The sequence below is a fragment of the Proteus mirabilis ATCC 29906 genome (assembly GCF_000160755.1).
Lineage (GTDB): Bacteria > Pseudomonadota > Gammaproteobacteria > Enterobacterales > Enterobacteriaceae > Proteus > Proteus mirabilis.
Genome location: NZ_GG668577.1, coordinates 48161 through 65981, shown reverse-complemented (window position 1 = coordinate 65981; position 17821 = coordinate 48161). Strand labels below are relative to the sequence as shown.

The following is a 17821-nucleotide window of genomic DNA, read 5'->3' as shown; positions in this document are numbered from 1 at the left end:
GGGTAATTATGCTTTTTTATCAGCCTTTGACTGACTAGGTGAAATTAAGTTAAAAATCTCGCCTAAACCATAAATAATGCCCATGATAAGTACCATCACAACAGGTACCATCAAGAGAGCGAACCCTAAACTTTTCAATAATTCAAACATGATAACCTCTTTATCATGGTATATTCGGAAAGCCAGAGTTGGCATTTCTTCACGAATAACGAATAATAACGCTATAGTTGTATCTATTCTAGAGAATTATCGTTTTGTGTCGGCACAAAAAATGCGATAAACAGACAAACCAGAAGAAGCCTATCATTATGCAAGCAGAAATATTACTGACACTGAAACTTCAAGATAAGCTCTTTGCTGATCCACGCCGTGTTGCGCTGTTAAAACAAATTAAAGCAACAGGCTCAATTAGCCAAGGGGCGAAAATGGCGGGCATTAGTTATAAAAGTGCTTGGGACGCCATCAATGAAATGAATCAACTGGCTGACGAACTCCTGGTTGATAGAGCAACTGGCGGTAAAGGGGGTGGAGGCGCTACACTGACTCATTATTGTGAACGCTTACTACAACTTTATGATCTACTAGGACAAATTCAACAAAAAGCCTTTGATGTATTAAAAGACGATTCATTACCTTTAGACAGCCTTTTAGCGGCTATTTCACGTTTTTCGTTACAGACCAGTGCCAGAAACCAATTTTTTGGCACCATTATTGAACGCGATCACTTACAAGTACAACAACATGTTAATGTTCAGCTTGCTGATCAAAAAACGGTTATTCGCGCGGCGTTAACTGAAAAAAGCGCCGATCGTCTAAATCTTAAAGAAGGCAAAGAAGTACTCGTTTTAATTAAAGCGCCATGGGTCAATATAGAAAAAGGCGCCTCTGTAGCACAACAATATGACAATGCGCTATCAGGCACCCTAACCCAAATTGAAACGGGCAATGAAAATAGTGAATTAGTGGTAACGTTAGAAGGTGGACTAGAAGTGTGTGCGACTTGTTCTAACCAGCATGTTACACAACAAAAGCTACATATTAATGATACCGTAACAGCGTTATTTAATGCCGATCAGGTGATTATCGCCACATTATGTTAATTATTAGCATGATGGATTTTCAGTAAAAATAACACCATCACTTAATTGATATTTTAAAAATTATATTAAGTGATGGTTTTTCGACTAATACAACGTGTAAAAGCTTTTTTTATTGATGCAATTAATACTTTGCCAATACAATGGATTTTTAACGTTATAATTGTATTGTTATATATAATTTATTAATCTAATATTCCATCCATAAACTATCATTTAATTATCTCACTATTTGATAAAGCAATAATCTCTTTCATATAACGATGATATTGTTTCCCCTTTTTCATAATAGCATAATCTTTAATTGATAAAATATCCGTATGGTTAATAGAATTATTTAACCTCGACACTTCAATAAAAATAACATCCTTGCTATTAATTAAGTAAGTATAAACATCCTCTAATTGTTCTATCATATGATATAAACAACATGCTGATTTCAATGATGGAAATACTTTTTTGAGGTACGGAATGATAATTTTATTTTCTGAATCCTTAAATTTTAAAAAAGCTTCATTTGTCATCACTTTATTTCCCCAGGGGTAGTAGTTATTAAATTTCCATTTTTATCTGTGAGCATAGTAATTATGTTAGTTGGCTGTTTACTAAATTTATCAATTCCTATATTTTTATCAAGCTGAATCACTCTTTCATACAAAATATCAATACTATTGGTGTTTTTATTATATGATTCTCTCGTTTTATTAATAGGAATCTTAATGACAGCAGGACTTAATAATATATCTTTAATTTCCTGTTCACTAAGCGTAAATTGGCTAGCATTTTGCGCTCCTGAAAAATGACGTTTTTGTACATGCAACCAACCTGATTCAACATCTCCCACTTTAATATTAATCCTAGATTGAACAATAGGATGTTCTAATTCATTTTTAAAAACTACGGTTTTGGCTCCATTAGATACTTTATATCCATTCGTAGTTACTCCTGAATATATTATAAACTCCCCGTTATTGATTATTTCAATAGCTTTTTTGTTGGTAGTTATTAATAATTTTTCTTGTTCTACTATCGGTTTTATAGCAGTTATATTTAATTTTCCTGAAGTCATTAAAGACTTTGAACTATTAGCTAACATGCTAGAGAAAGCTTTAGCACTTTCTTCTGAACTAGCTAATACTTTATAACCAGTACCAACGGTGACACCAGCGATTGCAGCTTCTGGAGCTGATATCCCAGCGATATTAATACCTAGCTGATTAGCACAATAAACCCAATTAGCTTTACATGTACTAAATGCAGCTTGCGTAATAGCAATAAGTTCTGGTGTTGCTGCAATAACAGTGTGACCACCAATAATGCTCGCACTTCCTCCTAAACCAAGAGCAATCGCAATCATCCCTGCATTTTGTCGATTTACAACTCTTTCTGCTGCTGCAACATCACCTTTTGACGCTGCAATTATGTCCTTATTATTTTCTAGTGCTAGCTTTGAAAGCATATGTTCGCTGTAATTATGTCGATAAACTAACTCCGCAGAATTAGCCGCAGAAAATACGCCCTCAGGCTTACGAGTCACAATAGCGCCTGTCAGTGCACCAATTAATTTAGTGAGCTGTGTTTTTCCTTCATTGCCATGTAGTGCCTCTTGAATTAATGCAACTTGTCTGTCAGTTTCATTTAAATAACTAGGCTCAAATAATTTACTTTGTAGCGATATTGCCGCTATTTCTGCTGCCAAGGCGCCGGCTACTGCACCTGTTACACTGCCTCCTGCAATTTCAGCACTCACTCCTGCAACAACAGAATGGCTTAAAACCTTTCCTGCATGCCCTAATATCGCACCGTTATCACCAATGAGATTGGCACCTTCAGCGTGAAATTGACTGCCGATATGGCTTAATAGCGCAGTTTTAAAATTATCAATAAAACTGCCACCTTGAATGGCTGTGCCCAGTGTAGAACTCACTACTGACTGTGAGGCAACGCGTTGAGCAACTTGAGTCCATGTGGCATTATCCGTCGCAAGCAACTTGCCTGTTGTCGGTAATGTTCCCCCCTGTATTGCTTGATCCCAACCCATAAATTGGTCAAGACCTTGCAAGGCGCCTGCAACGGTCATACTGGTGACAATGGATTTCACCGTATCACTGCGACTTAAGGCGCCAAATGTTTTAGAAATATTGCCTTGATTTTCAGCTAAAGAGACCGCAGCTTGCGAAACTAAAGAAGCAAAACCGGCTTGTGCCGCAACTGATGCCGTTGACGCAACCCCCGCAGAGGCTCCTGCAGCAATAGTGGCATTACTTGCCATTCCTCCTATTGAGGCAGCTGTTGCCGTACCATAAGTTGCAACCCCTACCGCGATGGCAATAACCGCACCAACAACTGGATTTAACTGCTGGGTTTTATCATCCCAACTGGAATAAGTGTCTTTCACTAAATTCCAATTAATATTTTCTTGACGTTGGAGCGCATTAAGCCAAGCATATTCTGGTGTGTTACTTAAGGCAGTTAATGCCTGCTCTAAAGATTGCTCTTTTTTGGCTTTAATATCTGCAGATATGCCTTTTGGCGCATCGATAGTCAGCTTTCCGCCAATATAGAGTTCAGGTAATAGCCATGTTCCCTTGGTGTATCCCTGATTACGTTGAGTGATATATATATCTTTTGAACGAGTAATAACTTGTTTAAAAGCAGTATCTTTCACCGCTTTAAAATTAATGCCTCCTGTTTTACTGGTTAATTTGGCATTCTTTGCTGTCTCTAATTTGCTTGCTTCTAAAGTGATATCATCTTTAGCAATTAAATTAATATCGTCATTAGCAATAAACTCGGTAACTTTATTCGTTGTGTTATTAAATGTTTTGGTATATTTCTTTTTAGTCGCACACAGTGTCCACCAATTACATTTTTTCTTTTCTTCTTCATAGTAACTGGATTCTTCCATTGCCTGTGCATAAAGAAATCCACCTTTAGCAGCAATATCCATCTTTTTATTAGCAGCCAATTGAGAGGCCTGAAATAAAATACTGCCCTCAGATAATAGTGTTAGATGATTACCGCTATTAATTTCAGTACTGACTTGTTTACGAAGTTCTTCTAACTCTGAGTCCGACTCTTTACGAAAATGTGTTCTTACTGATCCCAATTGGATATTGCCACCACTGGAAATAGCAATATCCCCCTCTGATTTAAGTGAACTTCCTTCTGTTGTGAGTGAGCCTGATGATGCAATAGAAATACCTTTATTTCCCATAATGGATGTGGTGGCATATTGAATGTCTTGCGCATCTTCGTGGGGATCTTTGATGGCGGAATAAGCATTTGCACCCAGTTTTATATTTCTACCCGCTAATACAATGATTTTATCTTTTGAATTTAATACTGTTGAACTTAAATCAATATCACGCGCGGCATTTAAAATAAGGTTATTATCTGAAAATAATTTAGATTGTAGTTGGGGGTAATAAATATCACTGAAAAAAGGAGCGGCTTCTTTTATTAATTTGGAGGCAAGAAAAATATCTTGTCCTGCATTAAAAGTTATTTCTTTGTTACTATAATATTTTATTCCCTGACTAACAATATCTTTACCAGCCATCAAGCTTATATTATTCTTACTTTTCCAAAGCCCCATATTAAATAAAAACGCTGAAATATATTGTTCATCTCTAAAATTTGGCATTAGGTTGAAAAATAAAGACTCATCGCGTTTTATTTTAATATTCTCTAATGCTGATAAACTTTTTTCATTTGATTCATTAATTATTACATTTGAAATGTAAATGTTTTTACCTGAATAAAAGTCTATTTTTTCAGACACATCAATAAATGGTGCCTTAATGCTATTCAGAGTATAAGAGGCTATAGGGCTAAATGAATAATTAATATCTCCATTCTTAGTTATGATGGAAAAATGCTTTGCCGTTACATCTATATTTTCAGAATTAACATTATCAATTGCTGTTAAATTTATAATATCACCAGATAATAAATTTGAATTACTTATATTTATATTTTTATTAGCAATAACAGATAAAGAGTTACTTGATTTTAAATTTAATGAGATATTTAAATTATTAGCATTTAATAGTATATTTTTAGCTAATATAGTACTTTCAAAATCAGATATTCTTCTATACTTTTTAATTTCTTTTTCTAAAAATGGAAATTTACGTTCTAACGCTATACTATCTTTAAAATCTAAAACTAAATTATTACCTGCTTTTATCATATATTCAGAAGCACTATCTACAATAAATTCATAATGACTTCCAATTTTAGTAAAGGGAATAAAATGAACTATTTTTTGAAATTTAGTTTCATCAATATTATATTTATTTACATCATCTCGATAAAAAATATGAGCATTATCATGAGAATAAAGATCCCATTTATTAAGGTGTCCAAACCGATAATAGTATACTTTTGCATTGTTTCCCGTTGCGATAAGATCATTAGTTGCAAAAATATCAGATTGGGTATTAAAAAACTCGTTAGATTGTATATATAAATTTTTACCAGAATAAATAACACTAGGAACATACTTTTTATTCTTTTCAAATAATGAGCGTTCTACATTAACACCTCCATTATTTTTTAAATCTAATATATCAAACCACTTTTTATCAGAGAGTTCTTTTAATTCAGCAAGTAAAATAATTATAAGGAAATTATTCGTAGGACTATTGTAAGGATGAAGAAAATGAGTACCTATATTTATAGACGATGTAGAATCAGGCTCTTGCTTTATTTCTTTAAATAAAGGAGTAATAGATTCATTAACCAATTTCTTGGTTCTAATAATCAAATCACCCTTTTCTGTTTTTATGGTGGCTGATTGATTTTCAATTAAACTACTTGGTTCACCCTGTGCATTTTTTTGTATCCATAAATTATCTTTTGCTTGAATAAGCGCTTTTTCACCTTTATTAGTGAATTTATCTACGAATAAACGCATATCCTTTTCTGCGATAATATCACTATGATTCGTTAGCGTATTAGTTGCTAATGTAATATCTCTTTGCGCTTTTAAGCTGGCATTACTATTCATTTGTAGCGCTTTGCTACTAACATTAATATCTTGCTCAGATTGAATATTGCCATTAAAGGTAATTTTGCCATCAACTGTTAAATTGATACTATTTTGTTTTGTTTGAATATCAGTTAAATTAACACCGACCCCTTTTTCTGTGCTAACTAAGCGTATTTGATTGGCATACATTCCACCCAATGCTTTTGTATCAATAGCGACGGTCGGTTTTACACCTTCTCCATTAATGCTATTTACTGTCCCTTTGCCGAAATCAATATGGTTATTCCCTTGCATTAAAGAGAGATTTTTAGCATTTATCTTTCCATTTATTTCAATACTACGACTAATAATATCGGCATAATTTTGCAAATCGGCATTCATACCTTGCTTACCAATAACAATACTGCCTTTTTTTACTTCTAGTGCCGAATAGGTACCTTGAGGGCTAAATTGAGGCTTTCCCGTCGTGAGAGTAATTGATGGAGTATTAATAAATGAGCAACCATCACAACTAATTCCATTAGGATTAGCAATTAAAACATCCGCTTGTTGTCCTGCAACTTCTAATTTACCTAATAACTGTGAACGACTATTACCGACAACTTCATTAATAATTAAATTAGCCGTATTACCTTTTAAATTTTTATTAGCAGATATTTTTTTTGCTAATTGACTATTGGCATCAACTTGCGAATTATTAAGTACTGCCCCCTGTTTATTAACATTAAAGACATTAAATCTATTATGAGAAACACCACTGTCATTAGGTGTTGCAATATTAATAATAGGAATATTATTTTGCTGGTTTATTGTTATCGTTTTATCAGATGAAGTAATGACAGAGCCCCAAGCAGGATGCAATGGGTAAATAGCGGTTAAATAAATAACACAATAGCTTATTAAACGCTGTTTTCGCGAAATATCCTTTTTATGCATAAAAAATTCCTTATTTAAAGAGCAAAAGAAATTGACCAAGATAAAGACCATTGGTTAGCATTTGACCACTTTGGATAAATGAATGGTTTGTTTATCAATAGTTGTGAAGAAAAAGGGGAACGATAAAATGAAAGCCCCATAGCGCCAGCTAATAAAGACTGCTGCTTTGTTTCATATTGATCAGAATAGATAACGCCATAATCAACAGCCGTAATAAAACGCCATTGACCTAAAAATGAATTTATCCATGGTGTATTAATTTCATTACGCCAATAAAGTCCTCTATTGGCACTAAGCTTATTTTGTTTAGTACCACGAACCGCATTTAATCCATCTATGGTTATTTTTTCCACACTATAAAGATTATCAGATGTATATTGACCATAAAAAGACGTAATATAGGAGACAGAGTAAGGAAATAAATATTGATAATGTATATTTAGACTCAATTTTCTATAGTGGCTTCGGGGTGAGTTTTCAGCAATATAATCAGGTGATGCCCCAAAAAAAGACAACCCAATTTCTGCTGATGGATTAATAGATAAATAACCTGATGTCAGATTAAAATGATATTGAGGCGCTAATGATAGTGATGTTAATGTTGGGCTATTGATTAATATCGGCTGTTTGGCTAATTCCGTTCTTACTTTTTTATGCTTTAATATGCCTTTTAATATTATCTTCTTCTTACTATCCCGATAAAGTAAACGACTAATATCAACTTGCTGATTAGTATTTATACTTTTATAGATATATTGATTACTATAACTTTTAATAAAATGAGAAGAACGGTTATAAGATAACTGATATTGATAAAACCAATAGCCATAGGGAATGTTTATACTCGCTGTATAGCCTCTATAATAATGTGAATGTAATAAATCTGTATTACTATTTAAGGAGAGCTCCCACTGCTCTCCAAATCCAAATAACGAATCTATTGCTGTGGTATTCGTCAGTAACATTTCACCTGTTGCTTTTGAACCTGAATTATCAATAGTAAGTTGATTTCTGAAAGGATGCGTTTCGTTTTCCTTATAAATAAAAATAGTCGAGTATCCTATCCTGTCACTAGGTTGAATATCTAATCTATATAGTGATGTTGTTAATCGATTAAGTTGTTCAAGCCCATGCTCTAACTCACGTAAATTAAGTCGTTTATCTTGATATGAAGGAAATAGAATATCAACCATGGGGGAAGTCATATTATCAATAAAGATTGATTTTATCTTTCCTTCAATTACGTTAATGGTTAACTGATGATTTGAGAGATCTTGATCGGCAATAAAAGCTTGTGAAGTAATATAGCCTTTTTCAATATACGCATTAGTCATTGATTTAATGATATGTTGCATATCACTTAATGTTAAACATTTATTTATATATTTAGATATTAATTCTTTTTGTGCCTTATTAGTTAATAAACCATTCCTTTCTATTTTTATTTCATTAATTAAGAAGCAATTATTTACATTATTATTTATTTCTGCAAAAGTTATCTTACTTATCGTTAATAAAAATAGCGCCATTAATCCTAATAAATAGTTAACACATTCCCTTTTAATGTTATTCATATAAACGAGTCCTTATGTTTTTATTAAAATAACATAAATAATCTTGCCCATCTTTTATCTTTTTTATTCTCTCTGCACTATTTTTACTTAAGCGATCAGCAACAAATATTGACAAGTTTTAATTAAACCGATATTGGTAAGTATTCTACTTGTAATAAAAACAAGGATAATAATAATGAAGTACTTGCAACTCACAAAAACACTGTTTCGCTTAAGTGATACACTCTGCTTGCATATCGATGATTTAACTATCAATGAAGGAGAAAGTTGGGCATTCGTTGGTAGCAATGGTAGTGGTAAAACGGCGCTCGCTAATACATTATGCCAAGAGGGGATTTTATTATCGGGTGAGCTTATTAATAGGTTTACTCGTCCGATTAATCTCTCTTTTGAAAAATTACAAAAAATGATAGAGGAAGAGTGGCTGCGTAACAATACAGACTTATTAAGTGAAGATGAGGATGATACGGGATTAACCGTGGCTCAGGTGATCCAAATGCAGGTAAAAGATAATGATCGCTGCCTGTTATTAGCAAAACAATTTGGTATTGATGCACTTTTATCAAGGCGTTTTAAATATCTTTCAACGGGAGAGTCTCGTAAGGTACTGCTTATTCAGTTATTGATGAATAAACCTGATCTATTAATTTTAGATGAGCCTTTTGATGGTTTAGATATTGACTCTCGTCGTACATTAAGTGAGTTACTTTCATCACTACATCAACAAAAGCTAACGATTGTTCTTATTTTAAATCGCTTTAATGATATTCCTGATTTTGTGCAAAATGCTGGCTTATTGATTGACTGTAAACTCGTGGCACAAGGTAAAAAAAGTGATATTTTATCAGACTCAGTAATTGCGCAATTATCTCACAGTGAAACACTTGAAAATCTGATCTTACCCGCCTCAGACTCCGTTGATGCAGTTCCTACCTTACCACCAACGCTTTCCCCTATTATACTTAAGGATGGCGTGGTCAGTTATAATGATAAACCTGTGCTCCATCACTTAACCTGGGAAGTTAAACCACAACAACATTGGCAAATATTAGGTCCTAATGGCGCAGGAAAATCGACCTTATTAAGCTTAATCACAGGAGATCATCCTCAAGGCTATAGCAATGATTTAACACTATTTGGTCGTAAAAGAGGCAGTGGTGAAACCATTTGGGAGATCAAACGCCATATTGGTTATGTTAGTAATGCCTTACATCAAAGCTATCGCGTCTCTTCAAGTGTGAAAAATGTGATTATTTCTGGTTTTCATGACTCTATTGGTATTTATCAAGCCGTTACCGATAAACAGCAAAAATTAGCGGATGAATGGCTAACACTAATTGGTTTAACTGCACTCGCTAACCATCCTTTTCACTCACTTTCATGGGGACAACAGCGTCTAGTATTAATTGTAAGAGCATTGGTTAAACACCCGACATTATTGATCCTCGATGAACCACTACAAGGATTAGATACAACCAATAGACTATTAGTACAGCGCTTTATTGATATCATGATAAGCCATAGCAATACTCAACTACTGTTTGTCAGTCATCATCAAGAAGATGCACCTCACTGTATTACCCATCGACTGATTTTTATTAAAGAAGGAGATATCTATCGTTACCAACAACAACCCTGTTAACTAGATATAGGCTATTTTTAAGGTAAGATACATCATCACACTGAAGAAAAGGGTATTTGTTATCGATAGATGGCGATGATTTTAACGATAGATTTAGAGAGCATATTTTTTACTGATAATTATCCAGAATCGGCTTTTCGTTTCTTTTCACCGATCCCGTTAAATTAATAGCTTTATCGATTAAGCAAAAGGTGTAATAACTGTGTAATATTTCATCAAACAATCGTCATTTTTGACATAATCCCCCTAGTTTTGTTAGTTATGTTTGGCGTTCTTGTTGATGATCCATATAATGATTGCAGTCCTGATTTTAAACTTATATTAAGAAAGTAATTATAGGAGTCTAAACTATGGCAGTAACTAAGCTTGTGCTAGTTCGACACGGTGAAAGTGTATGGAACAAAGAAAACCGTTTTACAGGCTGGACTGACGTTGAATTGTCAGATAAAGGCCGTAATGAAGCGCAAGAAGCAGGTAAACTGCTGAAGGCTGAAGGTTTTACTTTTGACTACGCATATACTTCTGTACTAAAACGTGCAATCCACACTCTGTGGAACATTCTTGATGAAGTTGATCAACAATGGCTGCCAGTAGAGAAAAGCTGGAAACTAAACGAACGTCACTACGGTGCATTACAAGGCTTAAACAAAGCTGAAACAGCTGAAAAATACGGTGACGAGCAAGTTAAACAATGGCGTCGTGGTTTTGCGGTTACCCCACCAGAGTTAACTAAAGATGATGATCGCTTCCCAGGTAAAGATCCACGTTATGCATCTTTAACTGAAGCTGAACTGCCATTAACAGAAAGCTTAGCGTTAACTATCGACCGTGTAACACCATATTGGGAAGAAGTCATTAAACCTCGCGTTGCTTCAGGTGATAAAGTGATTATTGCCGCTCACGGTAACTCACTGCGCGCTCTGGTTAAATACCTAGACAATATGAGTGAAGAAGAAATTCTTGAACTGAATATCCCAACAGCAGTACCTTTAGTTTACGAATTTGATGAAAATATGAAACCAATCAAACGTTACTACTTAGGTAATGCAGAAGAAATCGCAGCAAAAGCCGCGGCTGTTGCTAACCAAGGTAAAGCAAAATAATTTTACTTTTACTTTGAATTAGATAAAAAAAATGCCACTTTTGAGTGGCATTTTTATTAATAAAAACAGACTATTATGATTTATTACGACGAGTAGCGACTGCATCGGCTAATTGGCGTAATAACGTTTCTGTATCATCCCACCCAATACAAGCATCTGTGACACTTTTACCGTATACCAAAGGTTCACCACTTTCTAATGATTGATTGCCCTCTTCTAAATGACTTTCAACCATTACACCAATTAAAGCTTTTTCTCCTGCGCTAATTTGTTGGCAAATATCGGCACCAACCTCCATTTGTTTCTTAAATTGTTTACAGCTATTGGCGTGGCTAAAATCAACCATAACATTTTGGGGTAATCCTGCTTTTTTCAGACCTTCTTTTACGGCAGCAACATGTTCTGCACTGTAATTAGGCTCTTTACCGCCCCGTAAAATAATATGGCAATCTTTATTCCCTGCAGTACGAACTATCGCTGAGTGACCCCATTTAGTTACCGATAAGAAACAGTGTGGAGAGCCTGCAGCATTGATGGCATCAATCGCCACTTTAATTGTGCCATCTGTGCCATTTTTAAAACCAACAGGACAAGATAGTCCGGAGGATAATTCTCTATGCACTTGAGATTCTGTTGTTCGAGCACCAATGGCTCCCCAACTCATCAAATCAGCGACATATTGTGGGGTTATCATATCTAAAAACTCGCCAGCCGTTGGTAATCCACTATCATTGATGGTTAATAGCAAACGACGAGCAATGCGTAATCCTTCATTAATATCAAAGGTACAATCCATATGTGGATCATTTATCAGCCCTTTCCAACCGACTGTGGTACGTGGTTTTTCAAAATAAACTCGCATCACAATTTCAAGTTTATCTTTCAGCTCTTCTCTTAATAAATTTAAACGCTGAGCATATTCCAGTGCCGCGTTAGGATCATGAATAGAGCAAGGCCCAATCACCACTAATAGGCGATCATCTTTTCCAGCAAGGATTTGATGAATAGCTTCACGGGCATGACGAACTGTAAACGCCGCATTGTCAGTGGCTGGAAACTTTTCCAATAATGCCACTGGCGGTAAAAGTTCATTGATTTGTGTTATTTTAAGATCATCATTCTGGTAATTCATTCCCGTGTTCCACTCTATTATTATCTAGTCAATATGATTTCTGTTTCTTCAATCTAACCATTCGTTTTCTCTCTGTAAACACCCTTAAGAGCCTAAACAGCCCATGACGGTAGATAACAAAAACATCGAAAACAAGTAATAGCACCATTAAGTAAAATAATGATTTGAAATTGCCTAGAATAGAAGAATAAACACAACGAATAGCAAGGCTGGAGAGAAATATAACTCTACCAGCCTTTTTTATTATGAGAGATAATTATTTTTATTTGAATGCTTTGCTGATTTGATCCACAAACGAGAGCCATTAATAGCGATAGCCAATAAGATGATATATTCAATAGACATGGCATAAACACCCTGTTTATAAAATATAACAATACTAATGACATTAATAACAGACCAAATTAACCAGTTTTCTACCAATTTGCGTGTCATTAAGATCATAGCCACAATGGAGAGTACCGTCATTGTTGAATCCCAGAATGGGTAAGCATCTGGCTCGATAGCAGGTGTGGCTAAATTTGCCCCGAAGACATTTAAGATATCAACAGCAATAACTGCTAAATAGCCAAAAACGGTATCAATATTAAACGTTAGCGCAATAATGGCAGCAATGGAGACAATGATTAATACGATTTGTTGGCCCGGCTTTAACCAACGTATTTTCAATTCTGCTTGTTCAAAATCATTCACTCTACTCCATGCATACCAACCATAAATATTGGCAGCAAAGAAGAAAATTTGTAGCAGTAGACTGGCATATAACTGGATCTGGAAAAAAATAATGGCGAATAAAGTGACATTAATTAACCCAAATAAATAGTTAATGATCTTTTCCTGGCTCGCAAGCCATATACATAATAATCCAGCAATAGTCCCTATAGCTTCAATCCATGAGAGTGGATAGCCTTCTTTTCCTAATGGAATATTGACTAAAATATTATTGATACTAAACCAACTAATGACATCCATTTGACAACCCCGACTTAATCATAGAAAAAACAAATAAAATATGGGTTATTGCGACATTGTTGCAAAGTGATAAAGATATATATACATTCCTATCAATGATAGCACTTAGTTTAAAATATTAAACAAAATGCCATTTATTTACCATAAAAAACAAAAAGTGTTTTATATAATAAATATGCTATTTTTTTATTCATACTTACAACAAATAACTTTATCTACTATAACAACTAGAGAGAAATATGGAGCCAATCACCCGCTTAATCGATCGCATGTTATCTTTTGCATTACTTGATCCTCGAATTGAGGCTGTGGTATTAACAGGCTCAGTGGGTCGTAATAAGAAGATAGACAGCTATTCTGATATTGATATAGAGCTTATTGGTCACGGTGCGACTGAGCTAGCAAAAAACCAACATTGGCTATCACAATTTGGTAAACACCTCGTCTCTTTAGCAACAGAATGTGAAGATCCGAACGGCATTCGCTGGCCAATCTATTTGCACGTATTAGCTCAAGGCCGAAAAATGGATATTTTGATGGCAGAGCCTGAAAGAATTATCAATATGAAACAAAATGGTCTAAGTCCAGTTTATCAACGAGGCTATCGTGTTTTACTTGATAAAACAGGTTTATGTGACCAACTTCCAGAAATTAGCACTGTGACACCCCCAGCCCTTTCCATAGAGCAAGCTGATGCCTTGGCTCAAGAGTTTTGGTTTGAAGCCACACAAATCGCTATAGCTATCTTACGTAATGAATTTTGGTTCGCTGAATATCGTATGAGTGATATAAGGGAATGGTTGATCCGTTTACTAGAGCAAGTTGCTCTGCAAACATCAACACAAGATGTCTGGTATCAAGGCAAAAACTTACGGGAGTGGTTACCTAAGTTTTACTCATTACGTTCATTAGAAAGCACACTGGCTATGAGTACCCCTTATGAAGCAGCGGCTGCATTAAGTATTATCATGGCTTTTTTTATTGATGCATCAAAGCGTTTTGGTTTGTCGATAGAAAAGGCAACACAAGCTCAAACACTTATTAGCGATTGGTTTATTGATAATGAACTATTAACTGAAAATGAATATTACCAAATAACCACTTCCATTATTTGTCATTATCCAACTTAAGTGAGATCAGATAGTTTTTTCAGCAATGGAGAAGCTATCTATTTACATCCTCTATTTGAGTAACTCGAGTAATAAATACAAAAACGAGTTATAGAGAGCATTTTTAGATAGAATGAGAATGGCGTGTGATAAAAGACTAGAAAAGCATATTGAAATGGTGGGTCGTGGGCGACTCGAACGCCCGACCAATTGATTAAAAGTCAACTGCTCTACCGACTGAGCTAACGACCCATTTCATAAAATGGTATATAAATTCGAAAATGGTGGGTCGTGGGCGACTCGAACGCCCGACCAATTGATTAAAAGTCAACTGCTCTACCGACTGAGCTAACGACCCTTTTCGAACTCGCCACATTCTCTGTGGCAACGGCGGGTAATAATACTGATTTAATGTTATTGTGCAACGTTTTTTTTCAAAAAAACATTCAAACGCTGAAAAAACAATCAGTTAACCCCGAAAATGTAACATTCACATTACGGGGCCAATAATTATAGTGCTGCTAACTGCTTTTGTGCTAATTTTGCACCAGCACTGTTTGGATATTGCTTAACCACTTGTTGATAAATAGCTTTCGCATTATCCTTTTGCCCTTTCTCTTGCATAATAAGCCCTATCTTATAAAAGGCCTCACTTGCTTTTTGAGATTTTGGATAATTTTTCACAACAATAGCAAAAGTACTCGCAGCCTGATCTTTATTACCTTTTAGATAATACATTTGCCCCAACCAAAATTGAGCATTTGATTGATAGCTAGACTTCGGATAACTTTTAATAAAGTTGTTTAATGCAACAATTGCCTTATCGTAATCTTTTGAATTCAATACAATATCAATTGCCGCGTTATAATCGGCTTTTTCATCACCTGTTGACGACGAACTCGTACTTGTATCAGATGTTGAAGGTACATTGCCACCCGTTGAAGCCTCATCCGTTGTTGGTGCTGAGTTGCCACCATTTAGGCTATCTAATTGTTGATAGATATTACGTTGACGCTCTACAACTTGGTTTAACTGGTATTGATTTTCCTGAATTTGACCACGCAACATATCAATATCGCGTTGAGAATCTACGAGTTGTTGCTGTAATTGGGTCAAAAGCTGACTATGAGCATTAGAGATACGCTCAAGTTGGGCGAGTCGTTCATCAGTAGAGCCTGAACCGATATTACTGATTGGCGCTTGGGCAATAGCGGCTACAGGAGCCGCTACGCCAACCAGTAACAACAGACTCATCAATAAAGGTCTGAAGTTACTGTTGTTCATGCCGTTCTCTTAGTAAACCAGTACTGCACGACGGTTTTTCGCATAAGCGGCTTCGTCATGACCCAGTACAGCAGGTTTTTCTTTACCGTAAGATACGATTGATAATTGATCAGCTGATACGCCTTTACCTTGCAGATACATTTTAACTGCGTTTGCACGACGTTCGCCTAACGCGATGTTGTATTCTGGAGTACCACGTTCGTCAGCATGACCTTCGATAGTAATGCGTACTGAAGGGTTAGCACGCAGGAATGCAGCGTGAGCATCTAACAGTTGAGCATATTCTGAAGTAACGTCATATTTATCAAAACCGAAGTAAACAATGTTAGTTTGTTTCAGTTGTTCTAATTGCTGACGTGCTAATTCTTCAGCTGTAGGGCCTTGCTCAGTAACAGGTACATTGTTGCTTGTATCTGTTTGATCGTCGTTTTTGTTTGAGCTACATGCTGCAACAGCAACGAGTGGTAATGCTAACATCAACCCTTTAAACACTTTGTTTAATTGCATCTCTAATTGTTCCTTTATTTGTTTGCCATACATAATTCTTATGCATCACATAAACGGAGACCAGGCAGGTGATTTAACCTGACCATCAGTCGCCGGAAGACGCGCTTTGAAACGTCCATCAGTCGATACTAGTCGCAAAATGGTTCCTAAGCCTTGAGTAGAGCTATAAATAACCATAGTGCCGTTAGGCGCGATGCTTGGCGTTTCATCCAGAAACGTATCTGTTAAATATTGAACAGCATTCGTTTCTAGATCCTGCTTAGCGATATGTTGCCTACCGCTTTCAGAACTCACCATAACTAAGAAACTACCATCAGGACTTACTGCAGGATTTTGGTTTTGTTTTCCTTCCCAAGTAATACGTTCTGGCGTTCCTCCGTTAATATTAATTTTATAAATTTGAGGACGTCCGCCTTGATCCGAAGTATAGACCAAAGTCTGTCCATCAGGCATCCAAGTCGGTTCTGTATTATTACTTCTACCGTTGGTTACCTGTGTCATATTGCCACTGGCTAAATCCATTACATAAAGATTTAGACTACCGCTTTTTGACAGTGCAAAGGCTAATTTAGAGCCATCTGGAGAAAAAGCAGGTGCACCATTATGTCGAGGGAAAGAAGCGATTTGACGCACTTCCCCCGTTGCTAATGTCTGTACAACTAAAGCAGATTGACCACTTTCAAATGTAACATATGCTAGTTTAGCACCATCAGGAGACCAAGCGGGTGACATTAATGGCTGTGATGAACGATAAACGCGATCTTGATTAAATCCATCATAGTCAGATACACGTAATTCATATGGATAAGCGCCACCATTAGTCACAACGACATAAGCAATACGGGTACGGAACGCACCACGAATGCCAGTTAATTTTTCAAAGATTTCATCACTGGCGGTATGAGCAGCATATCGTAACCATTTATTGCTGATTTTATACTCACTTTGCGCTAAAACCGCTCCCGGAGAGCCAGCAACATCAACTAATTGATAGCTAACAACATATTGACCATCTGCCGAGGGCTGAACACGCCCTACAACCACTGAATCAATACCTAATGCTGTCCAGAGTGCAGGTTGAACCTCAGAAGCGGTAACGGGTTGTTGAGGCAAACGATTCATATCAATAGGGTTAAATTTACCACTATTTCGTAAATCAGCCGCAATCACTCCAGCAATATCTTCTGGCATTTGACCTGTGCCTTCCCATTTAAAAGGAACAACACCAATAGGGCGTGCAGTATTCACCCCTTGTGTAATTTCAATGCGAACTTCTGCATTAGCGAGCGTTGTAACGCATAATATCAAAAGTCCGAAAATAACATTTAATGCCTGCTTCATCATGTCTCCCTTTTATTATTGCGGTTATTGCGCAATAACGCACAGAATAGTAACAAACGCTTTTAAACAACACCATACAACACATCAATAACATTCTAAAATAGAGATAAATTAATGTATGTTTTCCT

At 35.7% G+C, this 17821-nt stretch carries 13 protein-coding genes and 2 tRNA genes; 4 read left to right on the top strand and 11 right to left on the bottom strand.

What is annotated here, in order from left to right; translation table 11 throughout:
• Positions 1-6 precede the first annotated feature (6 nt).
• Complete coding sequence (locus HMPREF0693_RS18540) at positions 7-150, bottom strand: AcrZ family multidrug efflux pump-associated protein (protein ID WP_004247559.1); 144 nt, start codon at positions 148-150, stop codon at positions 7-9.
• Positions 151-308: 158 nt separating this feature from the next.
• On the opposite strand from HMPREF0693_RS18540, the gene modE reads away from it, so the two are divergent.
• The gene (gene modE, locus HMPREF0693_RS06860) at positions 309-1100 is read left to right on the top strand and encodes a molybdenum-dependent transcriptional regulator (RefSeq protein ID WP_004244449.1); all 792 of its coding nucleotides are present in this window, start codon (positions 309-311) and stop codon (positions 1098-1100) included.
• Positions 1101-1309: 209 nt separating this feature from the next.
• On the opposite strand, the gene HMPREF0693_RS06855 is transcribed toward modE, so the two are convergent.
• Genes HMPREF0693_RS06855 through HMPREF0693_RS06845 form a run of 3 tightly spaced genes read right to left on the bottom strand, consistent with a single transcriptional unit; the run spans position 1310 to position 8603 of the window.
• The gene (locus HMPREF0693_RS06855) at positions 1310-1621 is read right to left on the bottom strand and encodes a hypothetical protein (protein ID WP_004244448.1); all 312 of its coding nucleotides are present in this window, start codon (positions 1619-1621) and stop codon (positions 1310-1312) included.
• Complete coding sequence (locus HMPREF0693_RS06850) at positions 1621-7029, bottom strand: two-partner secretion domain-containing protein (RefSeq protein WP_036932257.1); 5409 nt, start codon at positions 7027-7029, stop codon at positions 1621-1623. Before HMPREF0693_RS06850 ends, HMPREF0693_RS06855 begins: the two co-directional genes overlap by 1 nt.
• A gap of 14 nt (positions 7030-7043) precedes the next feature.
• On the bottom strand, positions 7044-8603 hold the full coding sequence (locus tag HMPREF0693_RS06845) for a ShlB/FhaC/HecB family hemolysin secretion/activation protein (RefSeq protein ID WP_004244446.1): 1560 nt from the start codon (positions 8601-8603) through the stop codon (positions 7044-7046).
• Positions 8604-8778: 175 nt separating this feature from the next.
• On the opposite strand from HMPREF0693_RS06845, the gene modF reads away from it, so the two are divergent.
• Positions 8779-10245 (top strand): molybdate ABC transporter ATP-binding protein ModF, encoded by a 1467-nt coding sequence (modF, locus tag HMPREF0693_RS06840; protein ID WP_004244444.1) that lies wholly within the window; start codon positions 8779-8781, stop codon positions 10243-10245.
• Positions 10246-10595: 350 nt separating this feature from the next.
• Positions 10596-11348, top strand: coding sequence for a 2,3-diphosphoglycerate-dependent phosphoglycerate mutase (gene gpmA / locus HMPREF0693_RS06835; RefSeq protein ID WP_004244443.1), 753 nt, complete (start codon positions 10596-10598; stop codon positions 11346-11348).
• A gap of 73 nt (positions 11349-11421) precedes the next feature.
• Here the strand turns inward: gpmA and aroG are convergent, their stop codons facing one another.
• Positions 11422-12480 carry a 3-deoxy-7-phosphoheptulonate synthase AroG gene (gene aroG / locus HMPREF0693_RS06830; RefSeq protein ID WP_004244442.1) on the bottom strand — a complete coding sequence of 353 codons (1059 nt, stop codon included), beginning with the start codon at positions 12478-12480 and terminating at the stop codon, positions 11422-11424.
• Positions 12481-12723: 243 nt separating this feature from the next.
• On the bottom strand, positions 12724-13452 hold the full coding sequence (gene pnuC / locus HMPREF0693_RS06825; protein ID WP_004244441.1) for a nicotinamide riboside transporter PnuC: 729 nt from the start codon (positions 13450-13452) through the stop codon (positions 12724-12726).
• A gap of 239 nt (positions 13453-13691) precedes the next feature.
• On the opposite strand from pnuC, the gene HMPREF0693_RS06820 reads away from it, so the two are divergent.
• Positions 13692-14582 carry an aminoglycoside 6-adenylyltransferase gene (locus HMPREF0693_RS06820; RefSeq protein WP_004244440.1) on the top strand — a complete coding sequence of 297 codons (891 nt, stop codon included), beginning with the start codon at positions 13692-13694 and terminating at the stop codon, positions 14580-14582.
• A 155-nt stretch (positions 14583-14737) separates the two neighbouring features.
• Here HMPREF0693_RS06820 and HMPREF0693_RS06815 read toward each other — a convergent pair.
• From HMPREF0693_RS06815 to tolB, 5 genes are all read right to left on the bottom strand, one after another.
• A tRNA-Lys gene (locus tag HMPREF0693_RS06815) sits at positions 14738-14813 on the bottom strand.
• A gap of 30 nt (positions 14814-14843) precedes the next feature.
• Positions 14844-14919 (bottom strand) — tRNA-Lys (locus HMPREF0693_RS06810).
• Between the two features lie 152 nt (positions 14920-15071).
• Positions 15072-15845, bottom strand: a complete 774-nt coding sequence (cpoB, locus tag HMPREF0693_RS06805) for a cell division protein CpoB (protein ID WP_036932255.1) — start codon at positions 15843-15845, stop codon at positions 15072-15074.
• 9 nt (positions 15846-15854) lie between these two features.
• Positions 15855-16352, bottom strand: coding sequence for a peptidoglycan-associated lipoprotein Pal (gene pal / locus HMPREF0693_RS06800; RefSeq protein ID WP_004247551.1), 498 nt, complete (start codon positions 16350-16352; stop codon positions 15855-15857).
• Positions 16353-16397: 45 nt separating this feature from the next.
• The gene (gene tolB / locus HMPREF0693_RS06795; protein WP_004244437.1) at positions 16398-17693 is read right to left on the bottom strand and encodes a Tol-Pal system beta propeller repeat protein TolB; all 1296 of its coding nucleotides are present in this window, start codon (positions 17691-17693) and stop codon (positions 16398-16400) included.
• Positions 17694-17821 lie beyond the last annotated feature (128 nt).

What these genes read in the sequence shown, in the direction of transcription:
- HMPREF0693_RS06855 (WP_004244448.1), bottom strand. Translation starts at nt 1,621, where the DNA reads ATGACAAATGAAGCTTTTTTAAAATTTAAGGATTCAGAAAATAAAATT.
- modE (WP_004244449.1), top strand. Translation starts at nt 309, where the DNA reads ATGCAAGCAGAAATATTACTGACACTGAAACTTCAAGATAAGCTCTTT.
- pal (WP_004247551.1), bottom strand. Translation starts at nt 16,352, where the DNA reads ATGCAATTAAACAAAGTGTTTAAAGGGTTGATGTTAGCATTACCACTC.
- pnuC (WP_004244441.1), bottom strand. Translation starts at nt 13,452, where the DNA reads ATGGATGTCATTAGTTGGTTTAGTATCAATAATATTTTAGTCAATATT.
- cpoB (WP_036932255.1), bottom strand. Translation starts at nt 15,845, where the DNA reads ATGAACAACAGTAACTTCAGACCTTTATTGATGAGTCTGTTGTTACTG.
- HMPREF0693_RS06850 (WP_036932257.1), bottom strand. Translation starts at nt 7,029, where the DNA reads ATGCATAAAAAGGATATTTCGCGAAAACAGCGTTTAATAAGCTATTGT.
- aroG (WP_004244442.1), bottom strand. Translation starts at nt 12,480, where the DNA reads ATGAATTACCAGAATGATGATCTTAAAATAACACAAATCAATGAACTT.
- tolB (WP_004244437.1), bottom strand. Translation starts at nt 17,693, where the DNA reads ATGAAGCAGGCATTAAATGTTATTTTCGGACTTTTGATATTATGCGTT.
- HMPREF0693_RS06845 (WP_004244446.1), bottom strand. Translation starts at nt 8,603, where the DNA reads ATGAATAACATTAAAAGGGAATGTGTTAACTATTTATTAGGATTAATG.
- HMPREF0693_RS06820 (WP_004244440.1), top strand. Translation starts at nt 13,692, where the DNA reads ATGGAGCCAATCACCCGCTTAATCGATCGCATGTTATCTTTTGCATTA.
- HMPREF0693_RS18540 (WP_004247559.1), bottom strand. Translation starts at nt 150, where the DNA reads ATGTTTGAATTATTGAAAAGTTTAGGGTTCGCTCTCTTGATGGTACCT.
- gpmA (WP_004244443.1), top strand. Translation starts at nt 10,596, where the DNA reads ATGGCAGTAACTAAGCTTGTGCTAGTTCGACACGGTGAAAGTGTATGG.
- modF (WP_004244444.1), top strand. Translation starts at nt 8,779, where the DNA reads ATGAAGTACTTGCAACTCACAAAAACACTGTTTCGCTTAAGTGATACA.